This window comes from Lysobacter sp. FW306-1B-D06B (assembly GCF_038446665.1).
In the GTDB taxonomy this organism is placed as follows: domain Bacteria; phylum Pseudomonadota; class Gammaproteobacteria; order Xanthomonadales; family Xanthomonadaceae; genus Lysobacter_J.
The window spans coordinates 913,250-939,894 of sequence record NZ_CP151802.1; the positions used below are offsets into that span (position 1 = coordinate 913,250).

Here is a 26,645-nt window from a genome sequence, read left to right on the forward strand (position 1 = left end):
AGCGCGCCCCGAATCCCGAATCTCTAATCCCGAGATCGCCATGACCACGATTGCCTTCACCCACGGCCGCATCCTCACCGAACGCGGTTTCGAGACCGACCTCAGCGTGCTCGTCGAGGACGGCCACATCGTCGCTGTGCTCCCCGGCCCGCCGCCGAAGGACGCGCAGGTGGTGGATCTTGCGGGTCGTTATCTCGTGCCGGGATTCATCGACACGCAGGTCAACGGCGGCGGCGACGTGCTGCTCAACGACGAGCCCACGGTCGAAGGCCTGCGCCGCATCGCCGCCGCGCATCGCAAGTACGGCACCACCGGCATGCTGCCGACGCTGATCAGCGACGACGTCGAAGTGATGCGCCGCGCCATCGACGCCACCCGCGAAGCGATCGCGCAGAAGGTGCCGGGCGTGCTCGGCGTGCACCTGGAAGGGCCGTACCTCAACGCCGCACGCAAGGGCGTGCACGATCCGTCGAAGTTCCACACGCCCGATGCGGGCGAACTCGATCTGGTCGCCTCGCTCGGGAACGACGGCATCACGCTCGTCACGCTGGCGCCGGAACGCTTCGATGCCGCGACGTTGCAGGCACTGGCCGCACGCGGCGTCATCATCGCCGCCGGCCACACCGCTGCGACCTACGAACAACTGCGCGACGCGTTCGCGCACGGCATCACCGGCGTGACGCACCTGTTCAACGCGATGACGCCGATGAACTCGCGCGAACCCGGCGCGGTCGGCGCGGCGCTGGAGAACGCCGACGCGTGGTGCGGCCTGATCGTCGACGGCTTCCACGTGCACGACGCGACGCTGCGCGTGTCCATCGCCGCGCGCCCGCGCGGAAAGATGATGCTGGTAACCGACGCGATGCCGCCGGTGGGCGGCGAGCGCGAGGCGTTCTCGCTGTACGGCGTGGAGATGATCTGCCGCGACGGCCAGTGCACCACCGCCGACGGCACGCTGGCCGGCTCGGCGCTCGACATGGCCTCGGCCGTGCGCAACACCGTGCAGCGCCTCGGCCTGCCGCTGGACGAGGCGTGCCGCATGGCGTCGCAGTACCCGGCCGACTTCATCGGCCTGGGCGGCGAGCTGGGGCGGATCGCGCCGGGCTACCGGGCGGACCTGGTCGTGCTCGACGAGGACCTGAAGGTGCAGGGCACCTGGATTGCCGGGAAGGCGTGAATCCAGTGATCCCGTAGCCCGGGTAAGGCGAAGCCGCCCCCGGGGATTTCTGCCTGCCGCGCCCCGGGTGCGCTCCGCTTACCCGGGCTACTTGTTCGGGAGTGTGGCGTCCATGCTGAACAGGCAACGTCACCTCCCGACGCTCTCCGGCACCCCGCGTCCGGGCCGGACTGGGACGGGCTGCTATAATTCCGAGTCTTTGCTCGGCACTTTCGACCTCGCGGCCCGCCGGCCGTGAGGCCCGGCGCCGGGCGTTCGCAGCCACCTCCGCGGTCCCCGCCGCGCCGGAGCCACGCATGACCAGCACCGCCGAACTCAGCTCGCCGTCCTCGGCGAACACCGCGCTCACCAACTCCGTGCTCGACGCCGACTACACGCTCGAACACAAGTACAGCCGCGAGAAGGGCCGCATCTATCTGTCCGGCGTGCAGGCGCTGGTGCGACTGCCGCTGATGCAGCGCCTGCGCGATGAAGCGCTGGGCCTGAACACCGCCGGCTTCATCTCCGGCTATCGCGGTTCGCCGCTGGGCGGTTTCGACCTGGAGCTGTGGCGCGCGCGCAAGTTCCTCGAGAACGCCGGCGTGAAGTTCACGCCCGGTCTCAACGAAGACCTCGGCGCGACGATGGTCTGGGGCACGCAGCAGACCAACCTGTTCCCCGGCGCGAAAGTGCAGGGCGTCTACGGCATGTGGTACGGCAAGGGCCCGGGCGTGGACCGCACCGGCGACGTGTTCAAGCACGCCAATGCGGCCGGCACCTCGCAGTTCGGCGGCGTGCTCGCGCTCGCGGCGGACGACCATGCCTGCCGTTCCTCGACGCTGCCGCACGGTTCGGAAGACGAATTCGTCAGCGCGATGATGCCGATCCTCAACCCGGCCGGCGTGCAGGACATCCTCGACATGGGCCTGGTCGGCTGGGCGATGTCGCGCTACACCGGCCGCTGGGTCGGCTTCAAGACGATCGCCGAAACCGTGGAGTCGTCGGCCTCGGTCGACGTCGATCCCATGGCCACGCGCATCGTGCTGCCGGAAGATTTCGAGATGCCGGAAGGCGGGCTCAACATCCGCTGGCCGGATCCGCCGATGAACCAGGAAATGCGCCTGCACAAGTACGCGGTGAAGGCCGCGCAGGCGTTCGCGCGGGCCAACAACATCGACCGCGTCGTCATCGATTCGCCGCGTGCGCGCCTTGGCATCGTCACCACCGGCAAGTCCTACCTCGATGTGCTGCAGGCGCTGGAATACCTCGGCCTGGACGAGCAGGCGTGCGCGGACCTGGGCATCCGCGTCTACAAGGTGGGCATGACCTGGCCGCTGGAGCCGGTGGGCATCACCAAGTTCGCGCAGGGCCTTGAGGACATCGTCGTCGTCGAGGAAAAGCGCGCCTTCATCGAGCGCCAGATGAAGGAGTACATGTACAACTGGAGCGGCCAGCGCCCGTCCATCGTCGGCAAGTACGACGAAAGCGGCGAGTGGATCCTGCCCTCCACCGGCGAACTCACGCCCGCGACCATCGCCGGCGTCATCGGCCGTCGCATCCAGCGCTTCCACGATTCCGAACACATCCGCAACGTCATGGCATGGATGGCGGAGAAGGAATCCGAACTCGCCCTGCCGCGCGCGCAGTTCCCGCGCGTGCCGCATTACTGCTCGGGTTGCCCGCACAACATCTCCACCGTCGTGCCGGAAGGTTCGCGCGCGCTGGGCGGCATCGGTTGCCATTACATGGTGACGTGGATGGACCGCAGCACCGACACCTTCACCCACATGGGCGGCGAAGGCGTGACGTGGTCGGGCCAGGCGGCGTTCACCGAAACGCCGCACGTGTTCCAGAACCTGGGCGACGGCACGTACTTCCATTCGGGCTCGCTGGCGATCCGCCAGTCGGTCGCGACCGGCGTCAACATCACCTACAAGATTCTCTACAACGACGCAGTGGCGATGACCGGCGGCCAGCCGGTGGACGGCACGCTGTCGGTGCCGCAGATCGCGCACCAGGTGCGCAGCGAAGGCGTGCAGACGATCATCCTCGTCTCCGACGACATCGCGAAGTGGAGCAAGCGCGAGATCTTCCCGGGCGACATGGAATTCCATGACCGCAAGGAACTGGACAACGTGCAGAAGCGCCTGCGCGAGATCAAGGGCACCTCCGTGCTGATCTACGACCAGACCTGCGCCACCGAGAAGCGTCGCCGCCGCAAGCGCGGCAAGATGGTCGATCCGCAGAAGCGCGTGATGGTCAACTCGCTCGTGTGCGAAGGCTGCGGCGATTGCGGCAAGAAGTCGTTCTGCGTTTCCGTGCTGCCGAAGGAAACCGAGTTCGGCCGCAAGCGCGAGATCGACCAGAGCAACTGCAACAAGGATTACAGCTGCGTCAACGGCTTCTGCCCGAGCTTCGTGACGGTGGAAGGCGGCGGCCTGCGCAAGAAGAAGGGCTCCGGCGCGAAGGATCGCCTCGCCGATCTCCCGATGCCGAAGGTCGCCACCGATCTCTCGCAGCCCTGGAACATCCTGATCACCGGCGTCGGCGGCACGGGCGTGGTCACCATCGGCGCGCTGCTCGGCATGGCCGGCCATCTGGAAGGCAAGGGTTCTTCCGTGCTCGACCAGACGGGCCTGGCGCAGAAGGGCGGCGCGGTCACCACGCACATCCGTATCGCGAAGTCGCCGGACGACATCCACGCCGTGCGCATCGCCGCGGGCGAGGCGGACCTGGTGATCGGTTGTGACATGGTCGTCGTCAACGACTACTGGGCGCTGTCGAAGGTGCGCGCGGGCCGTTCCAACGTCGTGCTCAACAGCTACGAAGCGATGCCGGGCACGTTCACCACGCGTCCGGACATGCAGTTCCCGGCGGCCGACATCATCTCCGCGGTGAAGGTCGCGCTGGGCGGCAACGATCCGCACGTCGTCGATGCGACGCAGCTGGCGACCGCGCTGATGGGCGATGCCATCGCGACGAACCTGTTCATCCTCGGCTACGCGTGGCAGCAGGGCCTGGTGCCGCTGTCGATGGATTCGCTGATGCGCGCCATCGAGCTCAATGGCGCCGCGATCGAGATGAACAAGACCGCGTTCGCGTGGGGCCGCCTGGCGGTGATCGATCCGAACGCCGTCGCCGAAGCCGCCGGCCTGATCCGCAACGCGCCGACGCAGGCCGAGGCCACGCCGCACGAGTTGCCGATGCTCTCGCCGGGCCCGTGGGAAAGCACCGAGTGGGGCGCGACCTCCGCGCCGCGCTCCACGCGCAAGGAAGACGAACTGCGCCACGTGCCCGCGCACGGCAGCGCCGACAACGTCGCCTTCCTGCCGCTGGACGATGCGCGCCTGTCGCGTTCGCTGGACGAAGTGGTCGAGCGTCGCACCAAGTTCCTCACCGAGTACCAGGACGCCGCGTACGCCAAGCGTTACAGCGATTTCGTCGCGCGCGTGCACGCGGCCGAGCGCAACGTCGCCGGCACGACCGATCTCACCGAGGCCGTCGCGCGTTACGCGTTCAAGCTGATGGCCTACAAGGACGAGTACGAGGTCGCGCGCCTGTACACCAGTGGCGATTTCCAGCGGAAGCTGGAGCAGCAGTTCGACGGAGACTACAAACTCAAGTTCCACCTCGCGCCGCCGCTGCTGGCGAAGAAGGATGCGCAGGGCCGCCTGATCAAGCAGGAATTCGGCCCGTGGGTGTTCACCGCGTTCAAGTGGCTGGCGAAGCTGCGCTTCCTGCGCGGCGGCACGTTCGACATCTTCGGCAAGACCGAGGAGCGCAAGATGGAGCGCCAGCTGATCGAGGACTACTTCAGGACGATCGAAGGCCTGCTCGGCAAGCTCGACCGTTCCAACGTGGACCTCGCGGCGGAGATCGCGTCGATTCCGGAGCACATCCGCGGCTACGGCCACGTCAAGGAAGACCACCTGCACAAGGCCAAGGCGCGCGAAGCGGAGCTGCTGAAGGAATGGAGCAATCCGTTGCGGATCGTGAAGGTGGCGTAAGGCGTGGCGTGATGCGCCGGCGCATGCGTGAAGGACCCCGCTTCGGCGGGGTTTTTCATTTGCGTCGCCGCGAACGCAAGTCTCGTAGCCCGGGTAAGCGCAGCCGGGACGGCGGCCGCCGCAAACCTGCCCCGGGTGCACCTTCGGCTCACCCGGGCTACATCCCAGGGCTCTTCATGCGTGGCTTCGCAATGGGCCCGCACCGGGCCTTCAGCTCTGCTGACACTGCGCTGTCAGCAGCCCGCGCGCGACAATGCGCCCATGGACACTGCGCGTCTGAAACGCTTCTGCGCCTCCTTCCCCGCGGCGAAGGAGGTCCTGCACGGCGAGCCGTCGAACATCCTCGTCTATTCGGTCGGCGGCAAGACGTTCGCGTACTTCAAGACCAGCCAGCCCGAACGCTGGCGCTTCAGCTTCCGCGCCACGCCCGAGCGCTTCGTCGAACTCACCGACCAGCCGGGTATCAAACCCGCGCGATGGATGGGGCGCTGGTACTGGGTGACGGTCGTCGATGTGCGCCGCGTGCCGGAGGACTATCTGCGCGAGCTGGTGACGTGGTCGTATCAGCGTGCGTTTGGAACGCTGAGCAGGAAGCGGCGACGGGAGCTGGTGGGTGAGGAGGCCTCGGAAGAGGGCTGGCCGCGCACGCACCTCGCACCGTCATCCCGGCGAAGGCCGGGATGACGTTAGAGAAGGGCGAGGTGAACGGAGGCGAGGATGCCTGGCTCCAAACGCCATAAACAACAACGCCGGCGCAAGGCCGGCGTTGTCGCATTTCAACCAACCACCACCCTCAATCGTTCGCGGTGATGTCCACGTCCTTCGTCTCGCGCAGGAACAGCGAGCCGATCACGAACGTCATCAGCGCGATGATGATCGGGTACCACAGGCCGTAATACATGTTGCCGGTGGCCGCGACCAGGGCAAAGGCGATCGTCGGCAGGAAGCCGCCGAACCAGCCGTTGCCGATGTGGTACGGCAGCGACATCGAGGTGTAGCGGATGCGCGTGGGGAACAGCTCCACCAGCCACGCGGCGATCGGCCCGTAGACCATCGTCACGTAGAGCACCAGGATGACCAGGATCAACAGCACCATCGGCTTGTTGATGCGCGCCGGATCGGCCTTCTCCGGATAACCGCCGGCCGTCAGCGCCTTCTTCAGTTCCGCGCCGAAGGCATCGGTCTTGGCCTTGCTGTCTTCCTTGGAGAGCCCAGCGCCTTCGAAGCCACCGACTTCCACCGCGCCGACGGTGATCCGCGCGACGCTGCCCTGCGGCGCCGGCTGGATCGTGTACGGCACGCCGGCCTTGGCCAGCGCAGCGGTGGCGATGTCGCACGAGTTGGTGAAGACCTTCTTGCCCACCGGATCGAACTGGAACGAGCACGTCGCCGGATCGGCATGCACCACGGCCGGGGCGTTGGTGCTGGCCTCGGCGATGGCCGGGTTCGCGTAGTGCGTGAGGGCCTTGAACAGCGGGAAGTAGGTCAGCGCGGCGATGAGGCAGCCCGCCATGATGATCTTCTTGCGCCCGATCTTGTCGCTGAGCCAGCCGAACACGATGAAGAACGGCGTGCCGATGGCGAGCGCGGCGGCGATCAGCAGCCACGTGGTAGTGGCGTCCACCTTCAACGACTGCGTCAGGAAGTACATCGCGTAGAACTGGCCCGCGTACCACACCACCGCCTGGCCGGCGGTCGCACCCAGCAGCGCCAGCAGCACGATCTTGCCGTTCTTGGAGAAGAAGCTCTCGGTGATCGGCGCCTTGGACTGCTTGCCCTCGGCCTTCATCTGCTGGAAAAGCGGCGACTCGTTGAGCTGCATGCGGATCCACACCGACACGCCTAGCAGGATGATCGACAGCAGGAACGGAATGCGCCAGCCCCAGCGTTCGAACTCTTCCGTGCCCAGGTAGGTGCGCACGCCTAGGATCACCAGCAGCGACAGGAACAGGCCGATCGTCGCGGTGGTCTGGATGAAGCTCGTATACAGGCCGCGCTTGCCGTGCGGTGCGTGCTCGGCCACGTACGTCGCCGCGCCGCCGTACTCACCACCCAGCGCCAGGCCCTGCAGCAAGCGCAGGACGATGAGGATGGCCGGTGCGGCGAAACCGATCGACGCATAGTTGGGCAGGATGCCGACGAGGAAGGTCGACAGGCCCATGATGACGATGGTGACCAGGAACGTGTACTTGCGACCGATCATGTCGCCGATGCGGCCGAAGAAGATCGCGCCGAACGGGCGTACCGCGAAGCCCGCCGCGAAGGCGAGCAGCGCGAAGATGAAGGCGCTGGTTTCGTTCAGGCCGCTGAAGAACTGCTTGGCGATGATCGCCGCGAGCGAGCCGTACAGATAGAAGTCGTACCACTCGAACACGGTGCCCAGGCTGGACGCGAAGATGACCTTCTTGTGCCCTTGCGTCAGCGGTACGTCTTTGGAGCTGTTTGCGGTGATGGTGGACACGGTCGTTGCCCCTTAGAAGTTGTACTTCACGTGCGTCTGCAGGCGATTGAGGTCGCCGCGGTCGCCGTTCTCGAGTTCACGCTGGCCCCAGATCAGCTCCGCACCGACATCGAGCTTGGGCAGCGGCGTGTAGATCAGGTTCAAGTGCGCCGACTGCGCGCCCTTGGTGATGCCAAGGCCAGTGAAGTCCGTGTCCTGGTCGTACTCGGCGCGCGAGTAGAACAGGTTCGTGCGCAGCTTCGGACTGAAGACATGGCGCCAGCCGACGAAGCCGGCGATGACGTCGATGTTGTCCAGGCCGCGGTTCGGGTTGGTGTCCGGCGCATCGAGCACGGCGTCGTTGTTGAGCGCCAGGCCGAGGTAACGGCCGATGCCGCTGCCGCCGGTGATCATGTAGCGGATGTCGTCGTTCTTGCCGAGGTTGAACTTGCCCGAGACGCTCAGGCCGTAGCCGGTGCTCTCGTCTTCCACGGCCGGACGCGCCGGCGCGGTCGGCGTGGCGGCGACGCCGGCGGCCTGGTACTTCAGCTGCCGGACCAGGCCCGCGATGCCGAAGTGGCCCCAATCACCCTTGAGCGTGTAGCGCCCGGTGAAATCGGGCATCGGACCGTCGTCGCCGGCGACCTGCGCCATGTTGCCGTTGAACGGCGTGAACACCGTTTCCGGGTTCTCCATCGAGAACGACCACGGACCGTTGGTGTAACGCACCTGCGCCTGGCGCACGAACACCGTGCCTTCCGTCGGGCCGAGGAAGTCGACCGTGTCGGGCAGCGCGGCGGTGTCCTGGAAGTTGCTCCAGGTCTGGCCGGCCAGCCAGTTGTTCCATTGCACGTACGCCTGGCGCAGCGTGAGCGCGTAGGTGTTGGTGGCGATCTCGTTGCCGGTGAAGGCAGTGCTGCCGCCGCCGAACAGGTCGAACTCCAGGTACGCCTTGAGCTTGTCGCCGCTGTCCAGGTCGGTGTCGGCGCCGAACCAGAAGCGCGAGAAGTTCACGCCCATGTCGGTGTCGGTGCCGCCTTCGGCCAGATGCCCGCCGCCGACCGGAATCGCCTTGGGCACGTAAAACAGGCGACCGACCGTGCCGTCGGGAATGTCGCCGTCGTTGGTGTCGGTGACCGAGGCGTCCAGCTTGATGAAGCCGCCGTAGTAGAAACGCGTCCCGGGGTTCGCGTTCGGCGTGATCGTCGTGGTCTGGATCGGCTGCACCTTCGGAGCACCCGCCGTTGCCGTGGCCGGTGCGGCCGGTGTCGCCGGCGCGGCGGCCTGCGCGGTCTTCACTTCGCTGATCTGGCTCTGCTGCTGTTGCTGCTGCGCCACCAGCTGCTGGACCATCGCTTCGAGCTGGGCGACACGCGCCTCCAGCTCCTTTTCTTTCGCCGTTTGCGCGAAGGCCATCCCCGGCAACGCCAGCGCGACCAGCAATGCGGCGGCGAGCGGGCGGCGACGGGGCGTCGCGGCCTTCGACGTCGTGGCAATGCTTGCGGACATGATTCCCCTCCCAAAGGAACGCCGGGCCCGATGCTCGGCTCCAGCGAGCCTGCTGGGCCATCGCACTGCACAACCATTCCCCATTGGTCGTAGACGCAGCCCCGGCGCGGTGCTTTACGACTAACGTCTAAACCCCGCCGGATGAGGCTTAACAGCGAATGCGGCACACTGGCGTGCCGGCCGCCCGCGCGGCGGCGGGAATGCCCTTCGCCCATGACTTCGACGCTGTCCCGGAGCACGCCAATGAACCACCCCGCCACCGTCTATCCGATCGATCCGGACTTCGCCGCCAAGGCCCGCGTCACGCGCGAGGACTACGAGCGCCAGTACGCCGAATCGGTGAAGGATCCGGAGGCGTTCTGGGGCAAGGTCGCCAAACGGCTGGACTGGTTCGTCGCGCCCACGAAGATCAAGGATGTCAGCTACAACCTCGATGATTTCCACATCCGCTGGTACGAGGACGGCGAGCTCAACGCCAGCGTCAACTGCCTGGACCGCCACCTCGCCGAACGCGGCGACAAGACCGCGCTGATCTTCGAGGCCGACGATCCGGCCAAGCCCGCCGAGCACGTCACCTACCGCCAGCTGCACGAGCGCGTGTGCAAGCTCGCCAACGCGCTGCGCTCGCTGGGCGTGCGCAAGGGCGATCGCATCACGATCTACCTGCCGATGATCCCGCAGGCCGTGGTGGCGATGCTCGCCTGCGCACGCGTCGGCGCGATCCACTCGGTGGTGTTCGGCGGTTTCGCGCCGCAGTCCATCGCCGACCGCGTCGCCGACTGCCAGAGCAAGCTCATCATCACCGCCGACGAAGGCCTGCGCGGCGGCAAGAAGGTGCCGCTGAAGGCGAATGTGGACGCTGCGTTGAAGATGCCCGGCACCAACACGGTCGAGACCGTGCTCGTCGTGCGCCACACCGGCTCGGCGGTGGACATGCAGATGCCGCGCGACCGCTGGTATGACGCTGTCGTCGACGACCAGCCGGCCGAATGCGCACCCGAACGCATGAACGCGGAAGACCCGTTGTTCATCCTCTACACCTCCGGTTCCACCGGCAAACCCAAGGGCGTGCTGCACACCACCGGCGGTTATCTCGCCTACGCCAGCTACACGCACGAGACGGTGTTCGACCTGCGCGAGGACGACATCTACTGGTGCACCGCCGACGTCGGCTGGGTCACCGGCCACAGCTACATCGTCTACGGCCCGCTGGCCAACGGCGCCACCGCGCTGGTGTTCGAAGGCGTGCCGAACTACCCGAGCGTGTCGCGCTTCTGGGAAGTGATCGACAAGCACAAGGTCACGATCTTCTACACCGCGCCCACCGCGATCCGCGCGCTGATGCGCGACGGCGACGAGCCGGTGCAGAAGACTTCGCGCGCCTCGCTGCGCCTGCTGGGCACCGTGGGCGAGCCGATCAATCCGGAGGCGTGGCGCTGGTATTACGAAGTGGTCGGTGATTCACGCTGCCCCATCGTCGACACGTGGTGGCAGACGGAAACCGGCGGCATCCTCATCACGCCGCTGGCGGGTGCGATCGACCTCAAGCCCGGTTCCGCGACCAAGCCCTTCTTCGGCATCCAGCCCGCGCTGGTCGACGCCAACGGCACGCGCCTGGAAGGCGAGGCCGAGGGCAACCTGGTGCTGCTGGATTCCTGGCCGGGCCAGATGCGCACCGTTTACGGTGACCATCAACGCTTCATCGATACCTACTTCCGCACGTACCCGGGCACGTACTTCACCGGCGACGGCTGCCGTCGCGACGCCGACGGCTATTACTGGATCACCGGCCGCGTGGACGACGTCATCAACGTCTCCGGCCACCGCATCGGCACGGCGGAAGTGGAAAGCGCGCTGGTCTCGCATCCGAAGGTCGCCGAGGCGGCGGTGGTCGGCTTCCCGCACGACATCAAGGGGCAGGGCATCTACGCCTACGTGACGCTGATCGCCGGCGAGGCGCCGACCGATGAACTGCACAAGGAGCTGATCGCGCACGTGCGCAAGGAGATCGGCCCCATCGCCACGCCGGACCATCTGCAATGGGCGCCGGGCCTGCCGAAGACGCGTTCGGGCAAGATCATGCGCCGTATCCTGCGCAAGATCGCCGAGAACGCGCCGGATCAGTTGGGCGACACCAGCACGCTGGCGGACCCCAGCGTGGTGGAATCGCTGGTGAAGGAACGGCGCGTGCCGTGAGGCGCGGCTGACGATTCTGCGCAGACAGCGTATCTGGCACGCTGCGTCATCCCCGCGAAGGCGGGGATCCAACTCGAACCGCGTCACACCCGCCGGAGAGCGGAGTCGACTCTGATACCTGGATTCCCGCCTTCGCGGGAATGACGAGCCAACCCCATGCCCACACTCCTCATCGCCGACGACCACCCGCTGTTCCGCGAAGCCCTGCGCGGCGCGGTCGCGCGCGTGCTGCCCGACGCGCAGCTGCGCGAGGCCGACAGCGTCGAGGCGCTCTACACGCTGGTCGAAGCCGAGCCGGACGCCGACCTGCTCCTGCTCGACCTCAACATGCCCGGCGCGCAGGGCTTCAGCGCGCTGGTGCACCTGCGCGCGCTGCATCCGCAGCTGCCCATCGTGGTGGTGTCCGCGCGCGAGGAACCCACGGTGATGCGTCGCGCGCTCGACCACGGTGCGGTCGGCTTCATTCCAAAATCCGCCGACGCGGCGACGCTGGGCGAAGCCATCACGCGCGTGCTCGACGGCGACCGCTGGGCGCCGGCGGTGGCGTTGTCCGCGCCGGCCGCGCATGCCGACGAGCACGACGCCGCGCAACGCCTGCGCGACCTCACGCCGCAGCAGTTCCGCGTGTTGCAGATGCTCGGCGCGGGTCTGCTCAACAAGCAGATCGGCTACGAGCTGGGCGTGTCGGAGGCCACCGTGAAGGCGCACGTCACCGCGATCCTGCGCAAGCTCGGCGCCAGCAACCGCACCCAGGCGGTGCTGATCGCAGGCCGCCTCGCGCTGGACCCCAGCGCGATCGTGCCCCCGCCCGAAGAAGTCGACTGACCCGCTCCGCGACGGCGCCTTGCCCGCCCCGGGTGTAGGCTCCGCACCATGCGCCCGTCGCGCCCCATCGCCGCATTGCGCCCCTTCGTGCAGGCCGTCTGGTCGCGTGAGGCTTCCTTGCATGTGGCGCCGCATCGCGAACACGTACTGCCGTCCGGCACGATGCACCTGTCGGTTCGCCTCGACGCGCCGTTGCGGCTCTATCGCGATGCGTCCGATGCGCACGGCCGATGCGCGGGTACGGCGACGCTGGCCGGGGCACGCGACGGCTTCTACGCGAAACACGTCGATGGCGCTGCGTCCGTCGGCGCGGTACTGCGTCCCGGTGCGATGCAGGCGCTGTTCGGTTGCGATGCCGATGCACTGCAAGGGCAACACGTCGCGCTCGAAGACCTGTGGAATCCGCTCGACGTGGAGCGCCTGCGCGATCGCCTGGCGTGCGCGGACGGTGCAGAGCACCGGGCGATCGTGCTGCAGCAGGCGCTGCTTGCGCAGGTGCGGCCGATCCGCGCCATGCATCCGGCCATCGCCCGCGCGATGCAGACGTTGCGTCAAGGTCGGCTCGTGCGCGAGACCGTGGCCGACAGCGGCCTCAGCCATCGCCATTTCCTCCTGCGCTTCCGCGCCGCGACGGGGCTGTCGCCGAAGGAGTACGCGCGCGTCCTGCGCTTCCGGCGCGCGCTCGCGCTGATGCCGGAGCGCGCGCTCGCCGACGTCGCGTTCGCCGCCGGCTACAGCGATCAGGCGCACCTGGGGCGCGAATTCCGTGCGCTCTCGGGACTTACGCCGCAGACATACCGGGCCGGCAATCCGGCCGGTGGCCGCCACGTTGAGGTCAATTTCCTTCAAGACCGTAGCGGAACCGCGCGATAGCGTGGGCCACCTTCATTGCGGAGACCGACCATGAGCACCCGTGAGCTGTTCGCGTACCTGTGCGTGCCCGATGCCGATGCGGCCGTCGCGTTCTATCGCGAGGTCTTCGACGCGCAGGAAACACTGCGCCTGGTCGACAGCGGCGGACGCGTGGGGCATGTCGAAGTCACGCTGGCCGGCACCACGCTGATGCTGTGCGAGCCGTACCCCGAGTACGGCATCGCGCCGCCGCAGGCGTCGGCACCGTCGTGCGTCACATTGCATGTGCATGTGGACGACGCCGATGCGGTGATCGCGCGCGCCCTGGCCCGCGGCGGCGAGTTGGTGATGCCTGCGCGCGACCAGTTCTACGGCGAGCGCTCCGGCGTGGTGCGCGACCCTGCGGGCCATCGCTGGAACATCGGCCACAGCATCGAGGACGTGACCGCACAGGAGATGCAGCGGCGTTTCGTCGCGCTCACCGAGCCGTGCTGACCCACGCATCCCGCTGAACCGCAGCCTGCACCGATCACGTCCGATCCACGCCGTCTGGCGTACTGCTGCAGACCGATTCCGTAGCGGATGCGCGCCGTGAATGCCGTGAGAAAAGCCATCGCCTTCGCACTGTTTGCAAGCCTGGCCGGCTGCGGCGGTGAGGCCCAACTGCGTGGCGGCGAAGACACCGGGAAGAAGCCGACGCTCGCGGCGCCGGAATCCTCCGCGATTCCCACCGTGCACATCGCGCCCGCGAAGGGATGGGGCGTGGGCGAGATGCCGGTGCCGGCCGCGGGCCTTGAAGTGAAGGAATTCGCGAGCGGCCTGGATCACCCGCGCTGGCTGTACGTGCTGCCCAACGACGATGTGCTGGTCGCCGAGAGCAACGCACCGCCGGGCAAGCGTGGCATCGGCGGGATCAAGGGCAAGGTGATGGGATCGGTGATGAAGCGTGCCGGCTCCGGCGTGCCCAGCGCGAACCGAATCACGTTGCTGCGCGATGCCGACGGCGATGGCGTCGCGGAAACGCGCTCTGTCTTCGCGCAGGGACTCAACTCGCCCTTCGGCATGGCGCTCGTCGGCGACACGTTGTACGTGGCCAATGCCGATGCGCTGGTGAGATTCGCGTACACCACGGGGCAGCAGCAGGCCAGCGCCGCCCCGCAGAAGGTGCTCGACCTGCCCGGCAGCGGGGACCAGCTCAACCATCACTGGACCAAGAGCCTGGTGGCCTCTGCGGACGGCAAGCAGCTGTTCGTCGGGGTGGGCTCCAACAGCAACATCGCCGACAACGGGATGGAGGCGGAGATCGACCGCGCCGCCGTGCTCGTCATCGATCCGGCCACGGGCTCGCGGCGCGTGTTCGCGAGCGGGCTGCGCAATCCCGTTGGATTGGCATGGGAGCCGAACACCGGCGCCCTGTGGGCCGTGGTGAACGAGCGCGACGAACTGGGCAGCGATCTGGTGCCCGACTACCTCACGCGCGTGGATGCCGATGCGTTCTACGGCTGGCCTTACAGCTACTGGGGCCAGCACGTCGACGCGCGCGTGAAGCCGCAGAAGCCGGACCTGGTGGCGCGTGCGCGCGTGCCGGATCTCGCGCTGGGTTCGCACGTGGCGCCGCTGGGGCTGACCTTCGCGCGCGGGCAGAAACTGGGCGACGGTTACGCCGACGGCGCCTTCGTCGGCTTGCACGGCTCCTGGAACCGCAAACCGCTGTCGGGCTACAAGGTGGTCTTCGTGCCGTTCGCGAATGGACAACCCCGCGGCACGATGGTGGACGTGCTCACCGGCTTCCTCGATGCGCAGGAGAACGCGCGCGGTCGCCCGGTCGGCGTGGCGATCGCACGCGACGGTGCGCTGCTGGTCGCCGACGACGTCGGCAACGCCGTGTGGCGCGTGAGTGCTTCGCGCTGAGGGTCACACCTGCACGGCCTGACGCTGCGCGGCGAGGAAGGCGCGCAGCGAGGCCGGTTTCACGGGCTTGGTGAGCACGCGGCAGTTATGCTCGCGCGCGGCGAGCTTGAGCGCGTCGCTGCCGTCGCCGGTCAGCAACGCGGCGGGCAGAGGACGTCCGCATTGCGAACGCAGCGCATCGATCACGCCGAGCCCATCGAGACGGTCGTGCAGGTGATAGTCCACCAGCGCCACGTCCGGATGCTCGGACAACAGCGCCAGCGCTTCGTCGGCATTGGCGGCGGTGAGCGGCACCACGCCCCAGCGTTGCAGCAGACTGCGCATGCCGTCGAGGATCTCGCGATCGTTGTCCACGCACAGCACGCGCAGTCCGGCCAATGAATCGCCGCCCATCACCAGGTGCGGCTCGGGCGTCGGCGCGGCGTACATCGCGCGTCCGAAGGGCACGGTGATCGAGAACACGCTGCCGATGTTGACGCGCGATCGCACGCGCAACGGGTGTTCGAGCGTGCGCGCGACGCGTTGGCAGATCGACAGGCCCAGGCCGAGGCCGCGCTCGCCCGCAGTGCTGGGCTGCTCGAAGCGGCGGAACTCGTCGAAGATCTGCGACAGGTGATGCTCGGAAATCCCGGGCCCCGTATCCCACACCTGCAATTCCACCGCGCCATCGCGCACGCGAGCGGCGATCAGCACGCCGCCTTCGCGCGTGTAGCGCAACGCGTTGGCCAGGAAGTTCTGCAGCGCACGCCGCAGCAGGCGGCGGTCACTGCGCACCGGACGCGGTGTGTCCGGCGCGCGCACGCGCAGTTGCAGACCACGGCTGGCGGCCACCGGCGCGTACTGCGCCACGAGCTCGCGCAGAAGCTCGTTGACGTCGAAGTCGGTGATCTCGATGCGCAGTGCGCCGGCATCCAGGCGCGAGATGTCGAGCAGACCGTCGAGCAGGTCCTCGGCGGCGCGCAGCGAGGCGTCGACGCGTTCGGCCAGGTGCGCCTGCTCCACGGCGTCCGGCGTCTCGCGAAGCGCGCTTGCGAACAGCCGTGCGGCGTTTAGCGGTTGCAGCACGTCGTGGCTGATCGCGGCGAGGAAGCGCGTCTTGGACTGCTGCGCCGCTTCGGCTTCGCGCGTGCGCAGTTCCACGCGCTGCTCCAGCGTTTCGTTGACTTCGCGCAGGCCCTGTTCGGCGCGCTTGTAGTCGGTGACGTCGCTGTAGGTGGTGACGTAGCCGCCGGGCAGCGGGCGACCGCGCATTTCGATCACCTGTCCGTTGGCGCGCACGCGTTCGAACACATGCGGCGCGCCGGCGCGCAGGTGGGCGAGGCGACGACGCACCTGGTCCTCGATGCTGCCCGGTCCCATTTCGCCACGCTCGGCATTCCAGCGGATGAGGTCGTTCACCGGCCGTCCGACATAGAGCATGCCGTCGGGGTACTCGAACAGCTCCTGATAACGCCGGTTCCAGGCGACCAGGCGCATCTCCGCGTCGACCACGCTCACGCCCTGGCTGATGTTTTCCAGCGTGGTGGAAAGGATCTGGCGGTTGAAGCGCAGCTCCTGGTTCGCTTCGTCGAGCAGCGCGACCACTTCGCCCAGCTCCATGCCCGAGCCGCGCAACGCGGTGGTGAGCGTGAGGCGCGCCGACGCCGCGCCGATCGCGGAGGCGAGCAGGCGCTCGGTGAATTGCGCGAGCGCGCGGTCGGCGGGTTGTTCGGGCTGCCATGCGCGGCCCTGTTGCTGGGCGTATTCCTCGAATGCACGACGCGCATGGCGCTCGCCGACGATGCGCTCGGCCAGCGCGAGCAGTTCGCCGCCGCGAACGCTGCCGGCCCAGCCACCGGGACCGAGCGCGGGGCGCTGCACGTAGGGATCGAGGAAGGGCGCGGCGAGCAGCTGCTCCTGCAGTCGCGGGCGCTGTCGCACCGACACGAAGAGGAACACGCCGACATTGAACAGCAGCGACCAGAACGTACCGTGCGTGAGCGGATCCCACCCGTGCAGACCGAACAGCTGCTCCGGCCGCAGCCAGTCCACGCCGAGCGGGCCCTGCTCGATCCAGCCGCTGCCAAACCAGCCACCGCGCGCCAGCGCCGGCAACAGCAGCGTGTAGAGCCACAGCACCGTGCCCGCGAACAGACCGGCGAATGCGCCCGAACGGCTCGCGCCCCGCCAGTACAGGCCGCCGATCAGCGCCGGCGCGAACTGCGCCACCGCCGCGAACGCCAGCAGTCCGTGCTGCGCGAGCGTGTCCTCGCCTTCGGCGTAGTAGGCCGAGCCGCGGTGATAGCCGTAGGCCATCATCGCCAGCACGAAGATCGTGATGCGACGCACCCACAGCACCTGCTTGTCGATGCCCTGGCTCTCGTGCAGTGCACCGCCGCGCAGCAGCAGCGGCATGACCAGATCGTTGCTCACCATCGTCGCCAGCGCCACGCTGGCGACGATCACCATGCCCGTGGCCGCGGAGAACCCGCCGATGTACACGATCAGCGCCAGCGTCTCCTGTTGCAGCGCGAGCGGCAGGGCGAGCACGTAGGTGTCCGGCGATGCACCGCTGCCGGCGAGCAGCGATTGCCCCGCCAGCGTGATCGGCACCACCAGCAGCGAGATCAGCACCAGGTAACCGCCGAACAGCCAGCGGGCCGGGCGCAGGTCGGACGGGTCCTGGCATTCGACCACCGCGACGTGGAACTGGCGCGGCAGGCAGACGATGGCGGTGAAGGCCAGCAGCGTCTGCGCGACGAATCCCGCCGGCAGCCCCGGCGCCATCACCACCGGCGCGGCCTGCACCATGCGTTCCATCAGGTTGCCCGTGCCCGGCAGGTGCATCAGCGCGAACAGGCCGATGGCGAGGAAGGCCAGCAGCTTCACCAGCGATTCCAGCGCGATCGCCAGGACCATGCCGCGATGGTGCTCGGTCGCGTCGATCTGGCGTGTGCCGAACAAGATCGCGAACGCCGCCAGCAGCAGCGCCACGTAGAACGCGGGGTCCGAGAGCAGCCCCGCATCGCTGGGGACGTCGGCCAACACCTCCACGCTCATCGCCACCGCTTTGAACTGCAGTGCGACGTACGGGACAGCCGCGGTCAACGCCACCGACGCGACCAGCGCCGCCAGCCCCGGTGCACGGCCGTATCGCGAGGAGAGGAAGTCGGCGATGGAAACGATGCGGTGCTCGCCGGAAATCAGCACCAGCCGCTCCAGGATCCGCCAGCCGAAGGCCAGCATCAGCAGCGGCCCCAGGTAGATCGGCAGGAAGCCCAGGCCCGTGCGCGCGGCCGTGCCCACCGCGCCGTAGAACGTCCACGAGGAGCAGTACACCGCCAGCGCGAGCGAATAGACGGCCGGCCGCAGCCAGCGCGCGCGCGGCGTGGTCTCGCGCTGGTCGCCGAAATAGGCGACCGCGAACAGCACGCCGACGTAGCCCGCCGACACCAGCAGCAGAATCCAGCCCGGAATCACGTAAGGCCCGCCTCGCAGGTAGACATGGCGAGTGTAGAACGCCGGCGTCGGCCAGGCGCGGCCCCGGCGCCCGGCCGCCCTACATCAGCGAATCGGCCAGCCGCGCCATGCCCTCCACGCTGCGGTGCCAGCGCGGCCGGCGGCGCCAGTCGTGCAGGTCCAGCCACTGGGCGTCGGCGAGGTAATCGCGCTCCACCTCGTGCAGGCGCGCCACCACGGCGGGGTCGTAGCACAGCAGGCCGGCCTCGGCGTTGAGCGCAAAGGAACGGAAATCGAGGTTGATCGAACCGATCAGCGCCACCTCGTCGTCCACGCTCAGGTGCTTGGCGTGCAGGAAGTGCGGCCGGTACAGCGCGATGCGCACGCCGGCCTTGAGCAGCTCGTCGTAGTACGAACGCTGCGCCCAGCGCGTCATGCGCTGGTTGTTGCTCATCGACAGGACCAGCTGCACGTCGATGCCCGACAGCGCCGCCACGCGCAATGCACCCAGCGTCATGTCGTCAGGTACGAAGTAGGGCGTGACGAGCACCACGCGCTTGCGAGCGCGCTGCACCAGCGCGACCACCACGTTGCGTGCGTTCTCGAACGGATACGCCGGGCCGCTCGGCAGCAACTGCGCCGGTGTGCTGCCTTCGACGAGGGTGGGGAATTCGCCGATCACCAGCCGATCGCCCGTCTCGATCAGCCAGTCGCTGGCGAACAGCGCCGCGATCTGCCGCACCACCGGGCCTTGCACGCGCGCGACAAGCTCACGATTCGGACGCTCGCGCACGAACTCCGCGTCGGCGAGGTTCTGCGAACCGATGTAGCCGATGCGCCGGTCGATCAGGGCGAGCTTGCGATGGTTGCGCAGGTCCATGCGCGAGAGGCTGCGCCAGCGCAGTCCGCCGGCGAGCATCGCGCGCACGTCGACGCCGGCCTGGCGCAACGGCCGGGCGAACGCGCGCAGGCCGGGCTTGGCGCCCACGGCGTCGAGCAGCAGCCGGCAGCGCACGCCGCGCGCACTGGCGCGCATCAGTGCCGCCGTCACCGCCTGGCCGACGTGGTCGTCGAACATCAGGTAGTAGAGCAGGTGGACTTCGTCCTGCGCGGCGTCGATATCGGCGATGAGCGAAGCCAGCGACGCGTCGTAATCGTCCAGCAGCGCGACCGTGTTGCCGTGCATCGGCATGAAATCGCCCAGGCGTTCGGCCAGTCGCGCGATGTCGGCCGACATGCCGTGCGCCGCCGGCGTCCAACGCAGCATGGACAGGTCGCGCTGGCGGTCGCGGATCAGCTGCGACGCCAGGGCCTGACGCTGCCGGCGCTGCTTCGCCAGCCATGGGTGGCCAAGCAGCAGATAAAGCGGCAGCCCGAACAGCGGCAGGAAGCCGACCAGCAGCAGCCAGGTGCGCGCCGCCGCGGGCGGACTCTTCACCGGAATCCACGCCAGTGCGGCGAGGCGGATCAGCCAGTCGAGCAGCAACAGCCAATAGCCCGGGTGCAGTTCGATGCCCATGGGCGGCATTGGAGCATGAGACCGGGATGCCCGCATCGGGCCGGAAAACGTGCTGATCCTGCCTGCGAATTTCTCACGTGGCGGCCTTCGCGTTGCTCGATCAGCCTGCGGGACCCTCACACGACATGAAGATTCATGGATAAGGCAAAGTGGGCTGACCGGGGACACCTATTGCGCATCGGCCCGGCGCAAGGCCAGTGGACACGTTGCGTCGGCGCCTCGCGCCTGGGCAGCGTGGAGTTCCACGGGCAGGAGCTGTCGATCTGGATCCAGATGCGCGGCAGCGCCTGGGTCGAGGCGAAGGAAGGCCGCTTCTACCTGCGCGCCGGCGACTGGATCGCCTTCGCCCGCGATTCCGCCCCGCTCGTCCAGGCCGACGCGCAGGGCGTGTGCATCGGCATTGCCGTGTCGGACGAAGCGCTCAAGGCCATGACGCGTTTCGGCAGCTTCGACCTTCACGTCGGCCTTGGGCAGGTGCCGGCGGCGCAGGCGCGGTCGATCGCGCGCGCGTGGTACCGCGCCGCACGCCACACCGAAGCCACGGCCGGCGCGACGGGCTACCAGGCGCGCGTGCGCTCGCTGCTGCTGGCATTGGAGGCCATGCAGGGCGACGACCGCAGCCGCATCCCGCAGTGCCCGGGGGCCTCGCTGGCCCGCAAGCGCCAGGTGTTCGAGCGCATGCAGCGCGCGCGACTGTTCATGGAAGGCAACTGCGACCGCATCATCCGCGTCTCCGAACTGGCCGAACGCACCCAGTTCTCCATGTGGTACTTCTCCAAGGTGTTCCACCGCCTGTACGGCGAAAGCCCGCAGGCCGCCTGCGCCAACCTGAGGTTGCGACACGCGGCGAACCTGCTGTCGACCACACCGATGACCATCGGCGAGGTCGCCATCGCCAGTGGCTTCGACAACAACTGCAGCTTCGCCCGCAGCTTCCGCGCGCATTTCGGCATGACCGCATCGGACTACCGAAACTCGATCGCACACAGCGAACAGCCCACTGCGCAAATGTGCGCCCCTTCGCGCGCAAACCACATTGCCGCGAGTCGCGAGCGCGTCCGCTACGCACGGGAAACCGTCGCGGCGCACTCGGGCCATAAGGTTTCGTAGCGCTTTAACGCGCCCATAACAGATATCTGGAGAGAGAAATGAAGCATCGTAGTTTGCGCACCGCCGTGCGCGTCGGCCTGCTGCCGGCGGGCATCGCGATCGCGCTGTCGCCGGCGTTCGCCATGGCGCAGGAATCTGGCAAGGACGCGACCACGCTGGACAAGATCGAGGTGACGGGGTCGCGTATCAAGCGCGCCGACGTCGAGACCTCGCAGCCGATCCTCACGTTGACCCGCGCTGAGATCCAGAAACAGGGCGTGACCTCGGTCGCCGACGTGCTCCAGCGCATCTCGAGCAACGGCGCCGCGCTGAACTCGACGTTCAACAACGGCGGTGACGGCTCCTCGGGGATCAGCCTTCGTAACCTCGGCGCGAGTCGTACTCTCGTGCTGGTCAATGGCCGTCGCTGGACTCAGGACATGTCAGGCACTGTCGATCTCAACACGATTCCGGTGGCGATGATCGAGCGCGTGGAGATCCTGAAGGACGGCGCTTCGACGATTTACGGTTCCGACGCAATCGCCGGCGTGGTGAACATCATCACGCGCAAGAACTACGAAGGCGCCGAGGCCGGTGCCTACGTTGGCCAATACCAACAGGGTGACGGCGAGCGCCAGGCGTACGACTTCACCATCGGCACGGGCAATGATCGCGGCAACGTGATGATCGGAGCCTCGTATGTGAAGGAAGAGGCCGTGATGGCTGGCGATCGCAAGATCTCCGCTGGCGGCCCCCCGTTCTTCGGTGGCCAATCGGGCACGGGCTTTCCGGGATCGTTCGTGAATCCGGCCGACAACAAGCGCTATGTCCTGAACGCACAAGGCCGACCGGTCCGGTATGTTTCGTCGGTAGATGGCTATAACACGGCGCCCGACAACTACCTTTTGACACCTCAGGAGCGTACGTCTCTGTTCGCCCAGGCGAACTACGACATCACAGATGATGTGCGCTTCAAGACCGAGATGCTCTACAACGAACGCATTTCGGAGCAACTGCTCGCCGCAATGCCGGTCACGGGCATGACACTTTCGGCGGACAGCTACTACAACCCGACGAACCCGAACGGTAAGTACAATGGGAGCGTGCCAGGTGGCGCGGTCGATCTGGTGGGAAGCGTCAACCGCCGCTTTCAAGAGTCCGGTGGTCGATCTTTCAATCAGAACGTCAAGAACTGGCATTTCTACGGTGGCTTCGAAGGTTCTTTCGATGTCGCTGACCGCCCATTCGATTGGGACATGGGATACCGGTACGACCGCACCGACGAGAACGATCTGACCTATGGTCTGTTCAATGTGGGGGCGATTGAGGCCGCTTATGGTCCGTCATTCCGCGACGCCGACGGCATCGTGAAGTGCGGAAGCGCAGGCAATGTGATCGCAGGCTGCGTGCCGATGGACCCTCTGGCTGGGCTGGGCGGCCTCTCGCAGGGGGCGCTGGATTTCACCGGATTCACTGCGCATGATTCCAGCCGCGTCACTTCGAAGAGCTACTACGCCAACGTCAGCGGCGACATCGTTGACCTACCGGCCGGCCCGCTTGCGTTCGCCACCGGTTACGAGCATCGCACCGAGAGCGGTCAGTTCGATCCGGACGCATTCATCGCCGCAGGATTAAGTACCGGCAACGGCACCAAGCCTACGGCCGGTGGCTACTCGCTGGACGAGGCCTATCTCGAGCTGGCTGTGCCCGTGCTGGCGGACATGCCTGGCGCTAAGTTGCTCGACTTCTCGCTGGCTACGCGCTATTCGGACTACTCGAACTTTGGCGATACGCTGAACAGCAAGTTCGGCTTCCGCTGGAAGCCGATCAACGACCTGCTGATCCGCGGAAACTGGTCACAGGGCTTCCGCGCTCCGACGATCAACAATCTGTTCGCGGGCGACTCCGACTCGTTCGAGAGCTATATCGACCCGTGCTCCTCGCACTCGGGTATGCGCGGCAATCCGCAGATCGCGGCCCGATGCAATGCAGAGGGCGTTCCGATCACGTTCGAGCAGCCGGGCGACGGTTCCTCGCGCCAGACGCTGGAGCCTTTCACTTGGGCGTCGAACCAGCAGCTGCGACCGGAAACCTCGGAGACCCGCACGTTGGGCTTCGTGTACAACCCGAGCTGGCTGGAGGGTTTCGACATCTCGCTGGATTGGTGGAAGGTCGAGATCGACAACGCCATCATTCGTCCCGATGCGGAGTTCATCCTGGACAAGTGCTACGCGGGAACGCCGGGTGAGCAGGCTGTTTACTGTGGCCTCTATTCTCGAGATCCCGCATATCCAGGCGATCCGAACATCATCACGCATCTGAGGATGCCGCTGCTGAACCTCGCGTCGTATAACGTCGAGGGTTGGGATATGACGGTTCACTACAAGTTGCCGGAAACCTCGTTCGGTAAGTTCTCGATCACCTGGGATAGCTCCTACATCTCCGACTGGGCCACCCAGGCCACGGCCGACTCGGTTGAGGAGCATCGGCAAGGGTTGTACTTCGCGCGTGACCCGTACTGGCGCATCAAATCGAACCTCTCCCTGGATTGGACGATGGGCGACTGGGGCGCGACGTGGGGCATGCGATATAAGTCCGGTCTGGAAGAAGAGTGCCCGTACGCGGGCGGCAGCAACGACGCCAGGGCTTACTGCTCTGACCCTGACCGCGTCACTGCCGACGGTCCGGAGCCGCGCAACCACCTGGGCGCCGTGACGTACCACGATATCCAGGTGCGCTACAACACGCCGTGGAATGCGACTGTCGCGCTAGGCGCCAACAATGTGTTCGACAAGGAGCCACCGCTCTCACTGAAGGCGCCGTACAACCAGTTCGATCCGCAGTACGACCTGCCGGGTGCGTTCTACTACCTGCAGTATCGTCAGCGCTTCTGATACTCGTTGTTGCCCAGTAACAAGCAAAAAAGCTACGGCCCCGAAAGGGGCCGTAGCTTTTTTGGCTCCACGCGCAGCGGCATGGTGGCGGGGGCAGAAATTTCGTGCATGCAAAAAGAAACCCGCCTTTCGGCGGGTTTCGGTATTGCAACCAACAAGCCGGAAGGCGGCTTACTTGATCTTGCCTTCCTTGTAGATCACGTGCTTGCGAACGACGGGGTCGTACTTCTTGACCTCCATCTTGTTCGGCGTGTTCTTCTTGTTCTTGTCGGTGGTGTAGAAGTGGCCGGTGCCGGCCGAGGAGATCAGGCGGATCTTGTCGCGCTTGGAAGCCATGGGTCAGTTCTCCTCAGATCTTCTCGCCGCGAGCACGCAGGTCGGCGAGGACGGCATCGATGCCATTCTTGTCGATGGTGCGCAGGGCGGCACTGGAAACACGCAGCTTCACCCAACGGTTCTCCGAAGCGACCCAGAAGCGGCGCTCGTGGAGGTTGGGAAGAAAGCGGCGGCGGGTCTTGTTCATAGCATGCGAGACGTTGTTGCCAGTCGTCGTTCGCTTGCCGGTTACTTGGCAAATACGGGCCATACGCACCTCGAAAGGTAAATGGTGTCTCCCTTGGCCAGGGAGGCGGCGGCCCCTCCGCGTCCGGACCTCCGGAAGCGATGCACGATGCGGGTGGTGAATCCTGGCTGCCGGCGGCGGGACGGAATCGTGCTTCCGGACCCCGCCCGGTCGAGTCCTGACGGACAGACCGGACGCAGCGAGCCGGGCATTATGCCGCGCCGCGGCACGATTTGCCAGCCCGTGCGTCGAGCGCGCCGCCGCGCGGGGCAGGCCGAACGCGCTGGGAGGCGGGGAGCCCGCCTCCCGCCAGACGCGGCCGGCGGTCAGCCCGTCTTGGCCCCGGCCGACTTCGCAATGAACGCCCGCACCTGCTCCTCCAGCACCGGCAGCGGCACCGAGCCCTCGCTGAGCAGGGCGTCGTGGAAGGCCTTCACGTCGAACTTCGGCCCCAACGCCTTCTCGGCCTCGGCGCGCAGGCGGACGATGGTGATCTCGCCCAGCTTGTAGCTCAGCGCCTGGCCGGGCCAGGAGATGTAGCGGTCGACCTCGGTGGTCACCTCGTGCTCGCTCAGGGCGGTGCGGTCGCGCAGATAGGCCAGCGCCTGGTCGCGGGTCCAGCCCTTGTGGTGCACGCCGGTGTCGATGACCAGGCGGCACGCGCGCCACATCTCGTAGGTCAGGCGACCGAAGTCCTCGTACGGCGTCTGGTAGATGCCCATCTCCACGCCGAGCTTCTCGCTGTAGAGGCCCCAGCCCTCGCCGTAGGCGGAGATGTAGGTCTCGCGACGGAACGCCGGCAGGTCGCCCTGTTCCTTCGCCAGCGAACCCTGCAGGGCGTGGCCTGGCGCGGATTCGTGCAGCGTCAGCGCCGGCAGGTTGTAGAGCGGGCGCGAGGGCAGGTTGTAGGTGTTCACCCAGTACGTGCCCGCGCCGCCGCGGCCGCTGGTCCAGAACGGCGCGATGTCCGGCGGCACCGGCACGATGGTGAACCGTCCGCGCGGCAGCGTGCCGATCAACTTGCCGATCTCGCCGTCGACGCGCTTGGAGATCCACGCGGCCTTGTCGAGCAACTCCTGCGGCGTGGTCGCGTAGAACTGCTTGTCGGTGCGCAGAAACTTCAGGAAGTCCGCGAAGCTCCCCTTGAACTCGACCTGCTTGATGATCGCGTCCATCTCGGCCTGGATGCGCGCCACTTCCGTCAGCCCGATCTGGTGGATCTCCTCCGGGCTCAGGTCGAGCGTGGTGTATTCGCGGATCTGCTGGCGATAGAACGCCTGGCCGTCCGGCATCTGCTCCGCGCCCAGCGTCTTGCGCGCGTGCGGCACGTAGTCGTTGCGGAAGAACGTCAGCAGCTTCGCGTACGCCGGGATCACGCGATCGCGGATCGCCGCCGCGCCGGCTTCGCGCAGGCGCGCCTGGTCGTCTGCGGAAATCGACGCCGGCATGCGCTTGAACGGCTCGTAGAAGTTCGACTGCTGCGGGTCCTTCACCTCCGCGACGCCCGCGATCGACACGTCACGTCCGTCCAGCACCGCGCGCGGCACGCTGAAACCGCGCGACAGGCCGGCGCGCATGTTGGCGACGTTCTGGTCGAAGTAGCGCGGCACGTCGCGCAGTCGGTCGATGTAGGCCTCGTAGTCGGCGGTCGTGCGCAGCGGCCGGCGCGTCATGAAGCCCAGGTTCGACCAGAACGAGGAGTCCGAGTTGAACGGCATCTCGTACGAACGCAGGCGCACGTCGGCGGCGAGGTTCTCCACCTGTGCGCGGTAGACGGCGTAGTTGACCTTGTTCTGTTCGCCGAGCTGGGCGACGTCGACGCCGTCCAGCTGGCGCAGCACGTCTTCCCACACCTTCAGCCGCGCCTTCTGGCTGGCCGCGTCGATCGACGGCAGCGTGTGGCGGTCGCTGGAGCCGTCATTGTCCTCGTCGGCGGCTCCGGTCTCGGCCTGCCGCCAGGTCCATTCCTTGTTGTAGATGGCCTGGAAGCGGTCGTCGACGGGCCCGGCGAGGGCGGCGGACGAGACAAGGGCGACATGGGCCGACAGCGCGGCCGCGAGCAGGAGGCGTTTCACGGAATTCCCCGGGCGATGGATCGCCGGATGATCGCATCGCGGATGGGGCGATGGCATGGGCCGGAAGCGGGAGCGCGACGAAGGCCGCGGTGGCGGGGCGGATGGACACATTTGGCACAGGGGGCGGGGTGGTGGCGCACCCCAAAGGTTGCCGTCATCGCGGCGGAGGCCG

Annotated in this window: 17 protein-coding genes; 10 read left to right on the forward strand and 7 right to left on the reverse strand. The window is 67.1% G+C overall.

The genetic code is table 11. The features are described from left to right. The first annotated feature begins 40 nt into the window (after positions 1-40). The 3 genes from nagA to AAFF32_RS04170 all read left to right on the forward strand — a co-directional run bounded on the left by nagA (position 41) and on the right by AAFF32_RS04170 (position 5,847). On the forward strand, positions 41-1,177 hold the full coding sequence (gene nagA, locus AAFF32_RS04160) for an N-acetylglucosamine-6-phosphate deacetylase (protein WP_342316569.1): 1,137 nt from the start codon (positions 41-43) through the stop codon (positions 1,175-1,177). Positions 1,178-1,473: 296 nt separating this feature from the next. Further along, positions 1,474-5,163, forward strand: coding sequence for an indolepyruvate ferredoxin oxidoreductase family protein (locus AAFF32_RS04165; RefSeq protein ID WP_342316570.1), 3,690 nt, complete (start codon positions 1,474-1,476; stop codon positions 5,161-5,163). A gap of 261 nt (positions 5,164-5,424) precedes the next feature. Beyond that, positions 5,425-5,847 (forward strand): MmcQ/YjbR family DNA-binding protein, encoded by a 423-nt coding sequence (locus AAFF32_RS04170; RefSeq protein ID WP_342316571.1) that lies wholly within the window; start codon positions 5,425-5,427, stop codon positions 5,845-5,847. A 109-nt stretch (positions 5,848-5,956) separates the two neighbouring features. On the opposite strand, the gene AAFF32_RS04175 is transcribed toward AAFF32_RS04170, so the two are convergent. Continuing rightward, positions 5,957-7,624 carry an MFS transporter gene (locus tag AAFF32_RS04175; protein WP_216964686.1) on the reverse strand — a complete coding sequence of 556 codons (1,668 nt, stop codon included), beginning with the start codon at positions 7,622-7,624 and terminating at the stop codon, positions 5,957-5,959. 12 nt (positions 7,625-7,636) lie between these two features. Then, positions 7,637-9,112: a DcaP family trimeric outer membrane transporter gene (locus tag AAFF32_RS04180; RefSeq protein WP_216964684.1), complete on the reverse strand. Its 1,476-nt coding sequence runs from the start codon at positions 9,110-9,112 to the stop codon at positions 7,637-7,639. 243 nt (positions 9,113-9,355) lie between these two features. Between AAFF32_RS04180 and acs the strand changes: the two genes are divergently transcribed. The 5 genes from acs to AAFF32_RS04205 all read left to right on the forward strand — a co-directional run bounded on the left by acs (position 9,356) and on the right by AAFF32_RS04205 (position 14,896). Then, entirely contained in the window at positions 9,356-11,308 is a 1,953-nt protein-coding gene (acs, locus tag AAFF32_RS04185) for an acetate--CoA ligase (RefSeq protein ID WP_342316573.1), read from the forward strand. A 156-nt stretch (positions 11,309-11,464) separates the two neighbouring features. Then, complete coding sequence (locus tag AAFF32_RS04190) at positions 11,465-12,133, forward strand: response regulator transcription factor (RefSeq protein WP_216964681.1); 669 nt, start codon at positions 11,465-11,467, stop codon at positions 12,131-12,133. Positions 12,134-12,181: 48 nt separating this feature from the next. Continuing rightward, positions 12,182-13,006 (forward strand): helix-turn-helix transcriptional regulator, encoded by an 825-nt coding sequence (locus AAFF32_RS04195; RefSeq protein ID WP_342316574.1) that lies wholly within the window; start codon positions 12,182-12,184, stop codon positions 13,004-13,006. A gap of 30 nt (positions 13,007-13,036) precedes the next feature. Next, complete coding sequence (locus AAFF32_RS04200) at positions 13,037-13,480, forward strand: VOC family protein (protein ID WP_216964677.1); 444 nt, start codon at positions 13,037-13,039, stop codon at positions 13,478-13,480. Between the two features lie 87 nt (positions 13,481-13,567). Continuing rightward, positions 13,568-14,896, forward strand: coding sequence for a sorbosone dehydrogenase family protein (locus tag AAFF32_RS04205; protein ID WP_342316575.1), 1,329 nt, complete (start codon positions 13,568-13,570; stop codon positions 14,894-14,896). Positions 14,897-14,899: 3 nt separating this feature from the next. Here AAFF32_RS04205 and AAFF32_RS04210 read toward each other — a convergent pair whose 3' ends face one another. Continuing rightward, on the reverse strand, positions 14,900-18,355 hold the full coding sequence (locus AAFF32_RS04210) for a PAS domain-containing hybrid sensor histidine kinase/response regulator (protein ID WP_342316576.1): 3,456 nt from the start codon (positions 18,353-18,355) through the stop codon (positions 14,900-14,902). Positions 18,356-18,434: 79 nt separating this feature from the next. Next, positions 18,435-19,862 carry a cardiolipin synthase gene (cls, locus tag AAFF32_RS04215; protein WP_216964671.1) on the reverse strand — a complete coding sequence of 476 codons (1,428 nt, stop codon included), beginning with the start codon at positions 19,860-19,862 and terminating at the stop codon, positions 18,435-18,437. A gap of 162 nt (positions 19,863-20,024) precedes the next feature. On the opposite strand from cls, the gene AAFF32_RS04220 reads away from it, so the two are divergent. Further along, complete coding sequence (locus tag AAFF32_RS04220) at positions 20,025-20,963, forward strand: helix-turn-helix transcriptional regulator (protein WP_342316577.1); 939 nt, start codon at positions 20,025-20,027, stop codon at positions 20,961-20,963. Between the two features lie 38 nt (positions 20,964-21,001). Beyond that, entirely contained in the window at positions 21,002-23,836 is a 2,835-nt protein-coding gene (locus AAFF32_RS04225) for a TonB-dependent receptor (RefSeq protein WP_342316579.1), read from the forward strand. A gap of 171 nt (positions 23,837-24,007) precedes the next feature. On the opposite strand, the gene rpmG is transcribed toward AAFF32_RS04225, so the two are convergent. From rpmG to AAFF32_RS04240, 3 genes are all read right to left on the reverse strand, one after another. After that, positions 24,008-24,172 (reverse strand): 50S ribosomal protein L33, encoded by a 165-nt coding sequence (gene rpmG, locus AAFF32_RS04230; protein WP_115842766.1) that lies wholly within the window; start codon positions 24,170-24,172, stop codon positions 24,008-24,010. A gap of 13 nt (positions 24,173-24,185) precedes the next feature. Beyond that, positions 24,186-24,422 carry a 50S ribosomal protein L28 gene (rpmB, locus tag AAFF32_RS04235; protein WP_216964667.1) on the reverse strand — a complete coding sequence of 79 codons (237 nt, stop codon included), beginning with the start codon at positions 24,420-24,422 and terminating at the stop codon, positions 24,186-24,188. A gap of 302 nt (positions 24,423-24,724) precedes the next feature. After that, positions 24,725-26,461, reverse strand: coding sequence for a DUF885 family protein (locus AAFF32_RS04240; protein ID WP_342317214.1), 1,737 nt, complete (start codon positions 26,459-26,461; stop codon positions 24,725-24,727). Positions 26,462-26,645: the final 184 nt, after the last annotated feature.

What these genes read in the sequence shown, in the direction of transcription:
- nagA (WP_342316569.1), top strand. Translation starts at nt 41, where the DNA reads ATGACCACGATTGCCTTCACCCACGGCCGCATCCTCACCGAACGCGGT.
- AAFF32_RS04165 (WP_342316570.1), top strand. Translation starts at nt 1,474, where the DNA reads ATGACCAGCACCGCCGAACTCAGCTCGCCGTCCTCGGCGAACACCGCG.
- AAFF32_RS04170 (WP_342316571.1), top strand. Translation starts at nt 5,425, where the DNA reads ATGGACACTGCGCGTCTGAAACGCTTCTGCGCCTCCTTCCCCGCGGCG.
- AAFF32_RS04180 (WP_216964684.1), bottom strand. Translation starts at nt 9,112, where the DNA reads ATGTCCGCAAGCATTGCCACGACGTCGAAGGCCGCGACGCCCCGTCGC.
- acs (WP_342316573.1), top strand. Translation starts at nt 9,356, where the DNA reads ATGAACCACCCCGCCACCGTCTATCCGATCGATCCGGACTTCGCCGCC.
- AAFF32_RS04190 (WP_216964681.1), top strand. Translation starts at nt 11,465, where the DNA reads ATGCCCACACTCCTCATCGCCGACGACCACCCGCTGTTCCGCGAAGCC.
- AAFF32_RS04195 (WP_342316574.1), top strand. Translation starts at nt 12,182, where the DNA reads ATGCGCCCGTCGCGCCCCATCGCCGCATTGCGCCCCTTCGTGCAGGCC.
- AAFF32_RS04200 (WP_216964677.1), top strand. Translation starts at nt 13,037, where the DNA reads ATGAGCACCCGTGAGCTGTTCGCGTACCTGTGCGTGCCCGATGCCGAT.
- AAFF32_RS04205 (WP_342316575.1), top strand. Translation starts at nt 13,568, where the DNA reads ATGCGCGCCGTGAATGCCGTGAGAAAAGCCATCGCCTTCGCACTGTTT.
- cls (WP_216964671.1), bottom strand. Translation starts at nt 19,862, where the DNA reads ATGCCGCCCATGGGCATCGAACTGCACCCGGGCTATTGGCTGTTGCTG.
- AAFF32_RS04225 (WP_342316579.1), top strand. Translation starts at nt 21,002, where the DNA reads ATGAAGCATCGTAGTTTGCGCACCGCCGTGCGCGTCGGCCTGCTGCCG.
- rpmG (WP_115842766.1), bottom strand. Translation starts at nt 24,172, where the DNA reads ATGGCTTCCAAGCGCGACAAGATCCGCCTGATCTCCTCGGCCGGCACC.
- rpmB (WP_216964667.1), bottom strand. Translation starts at nt 24,422, where the DNA reads ATGGCCCGTATTTGCCAAGTAACCGGCAAGCGAACGACGACTGGCAAC.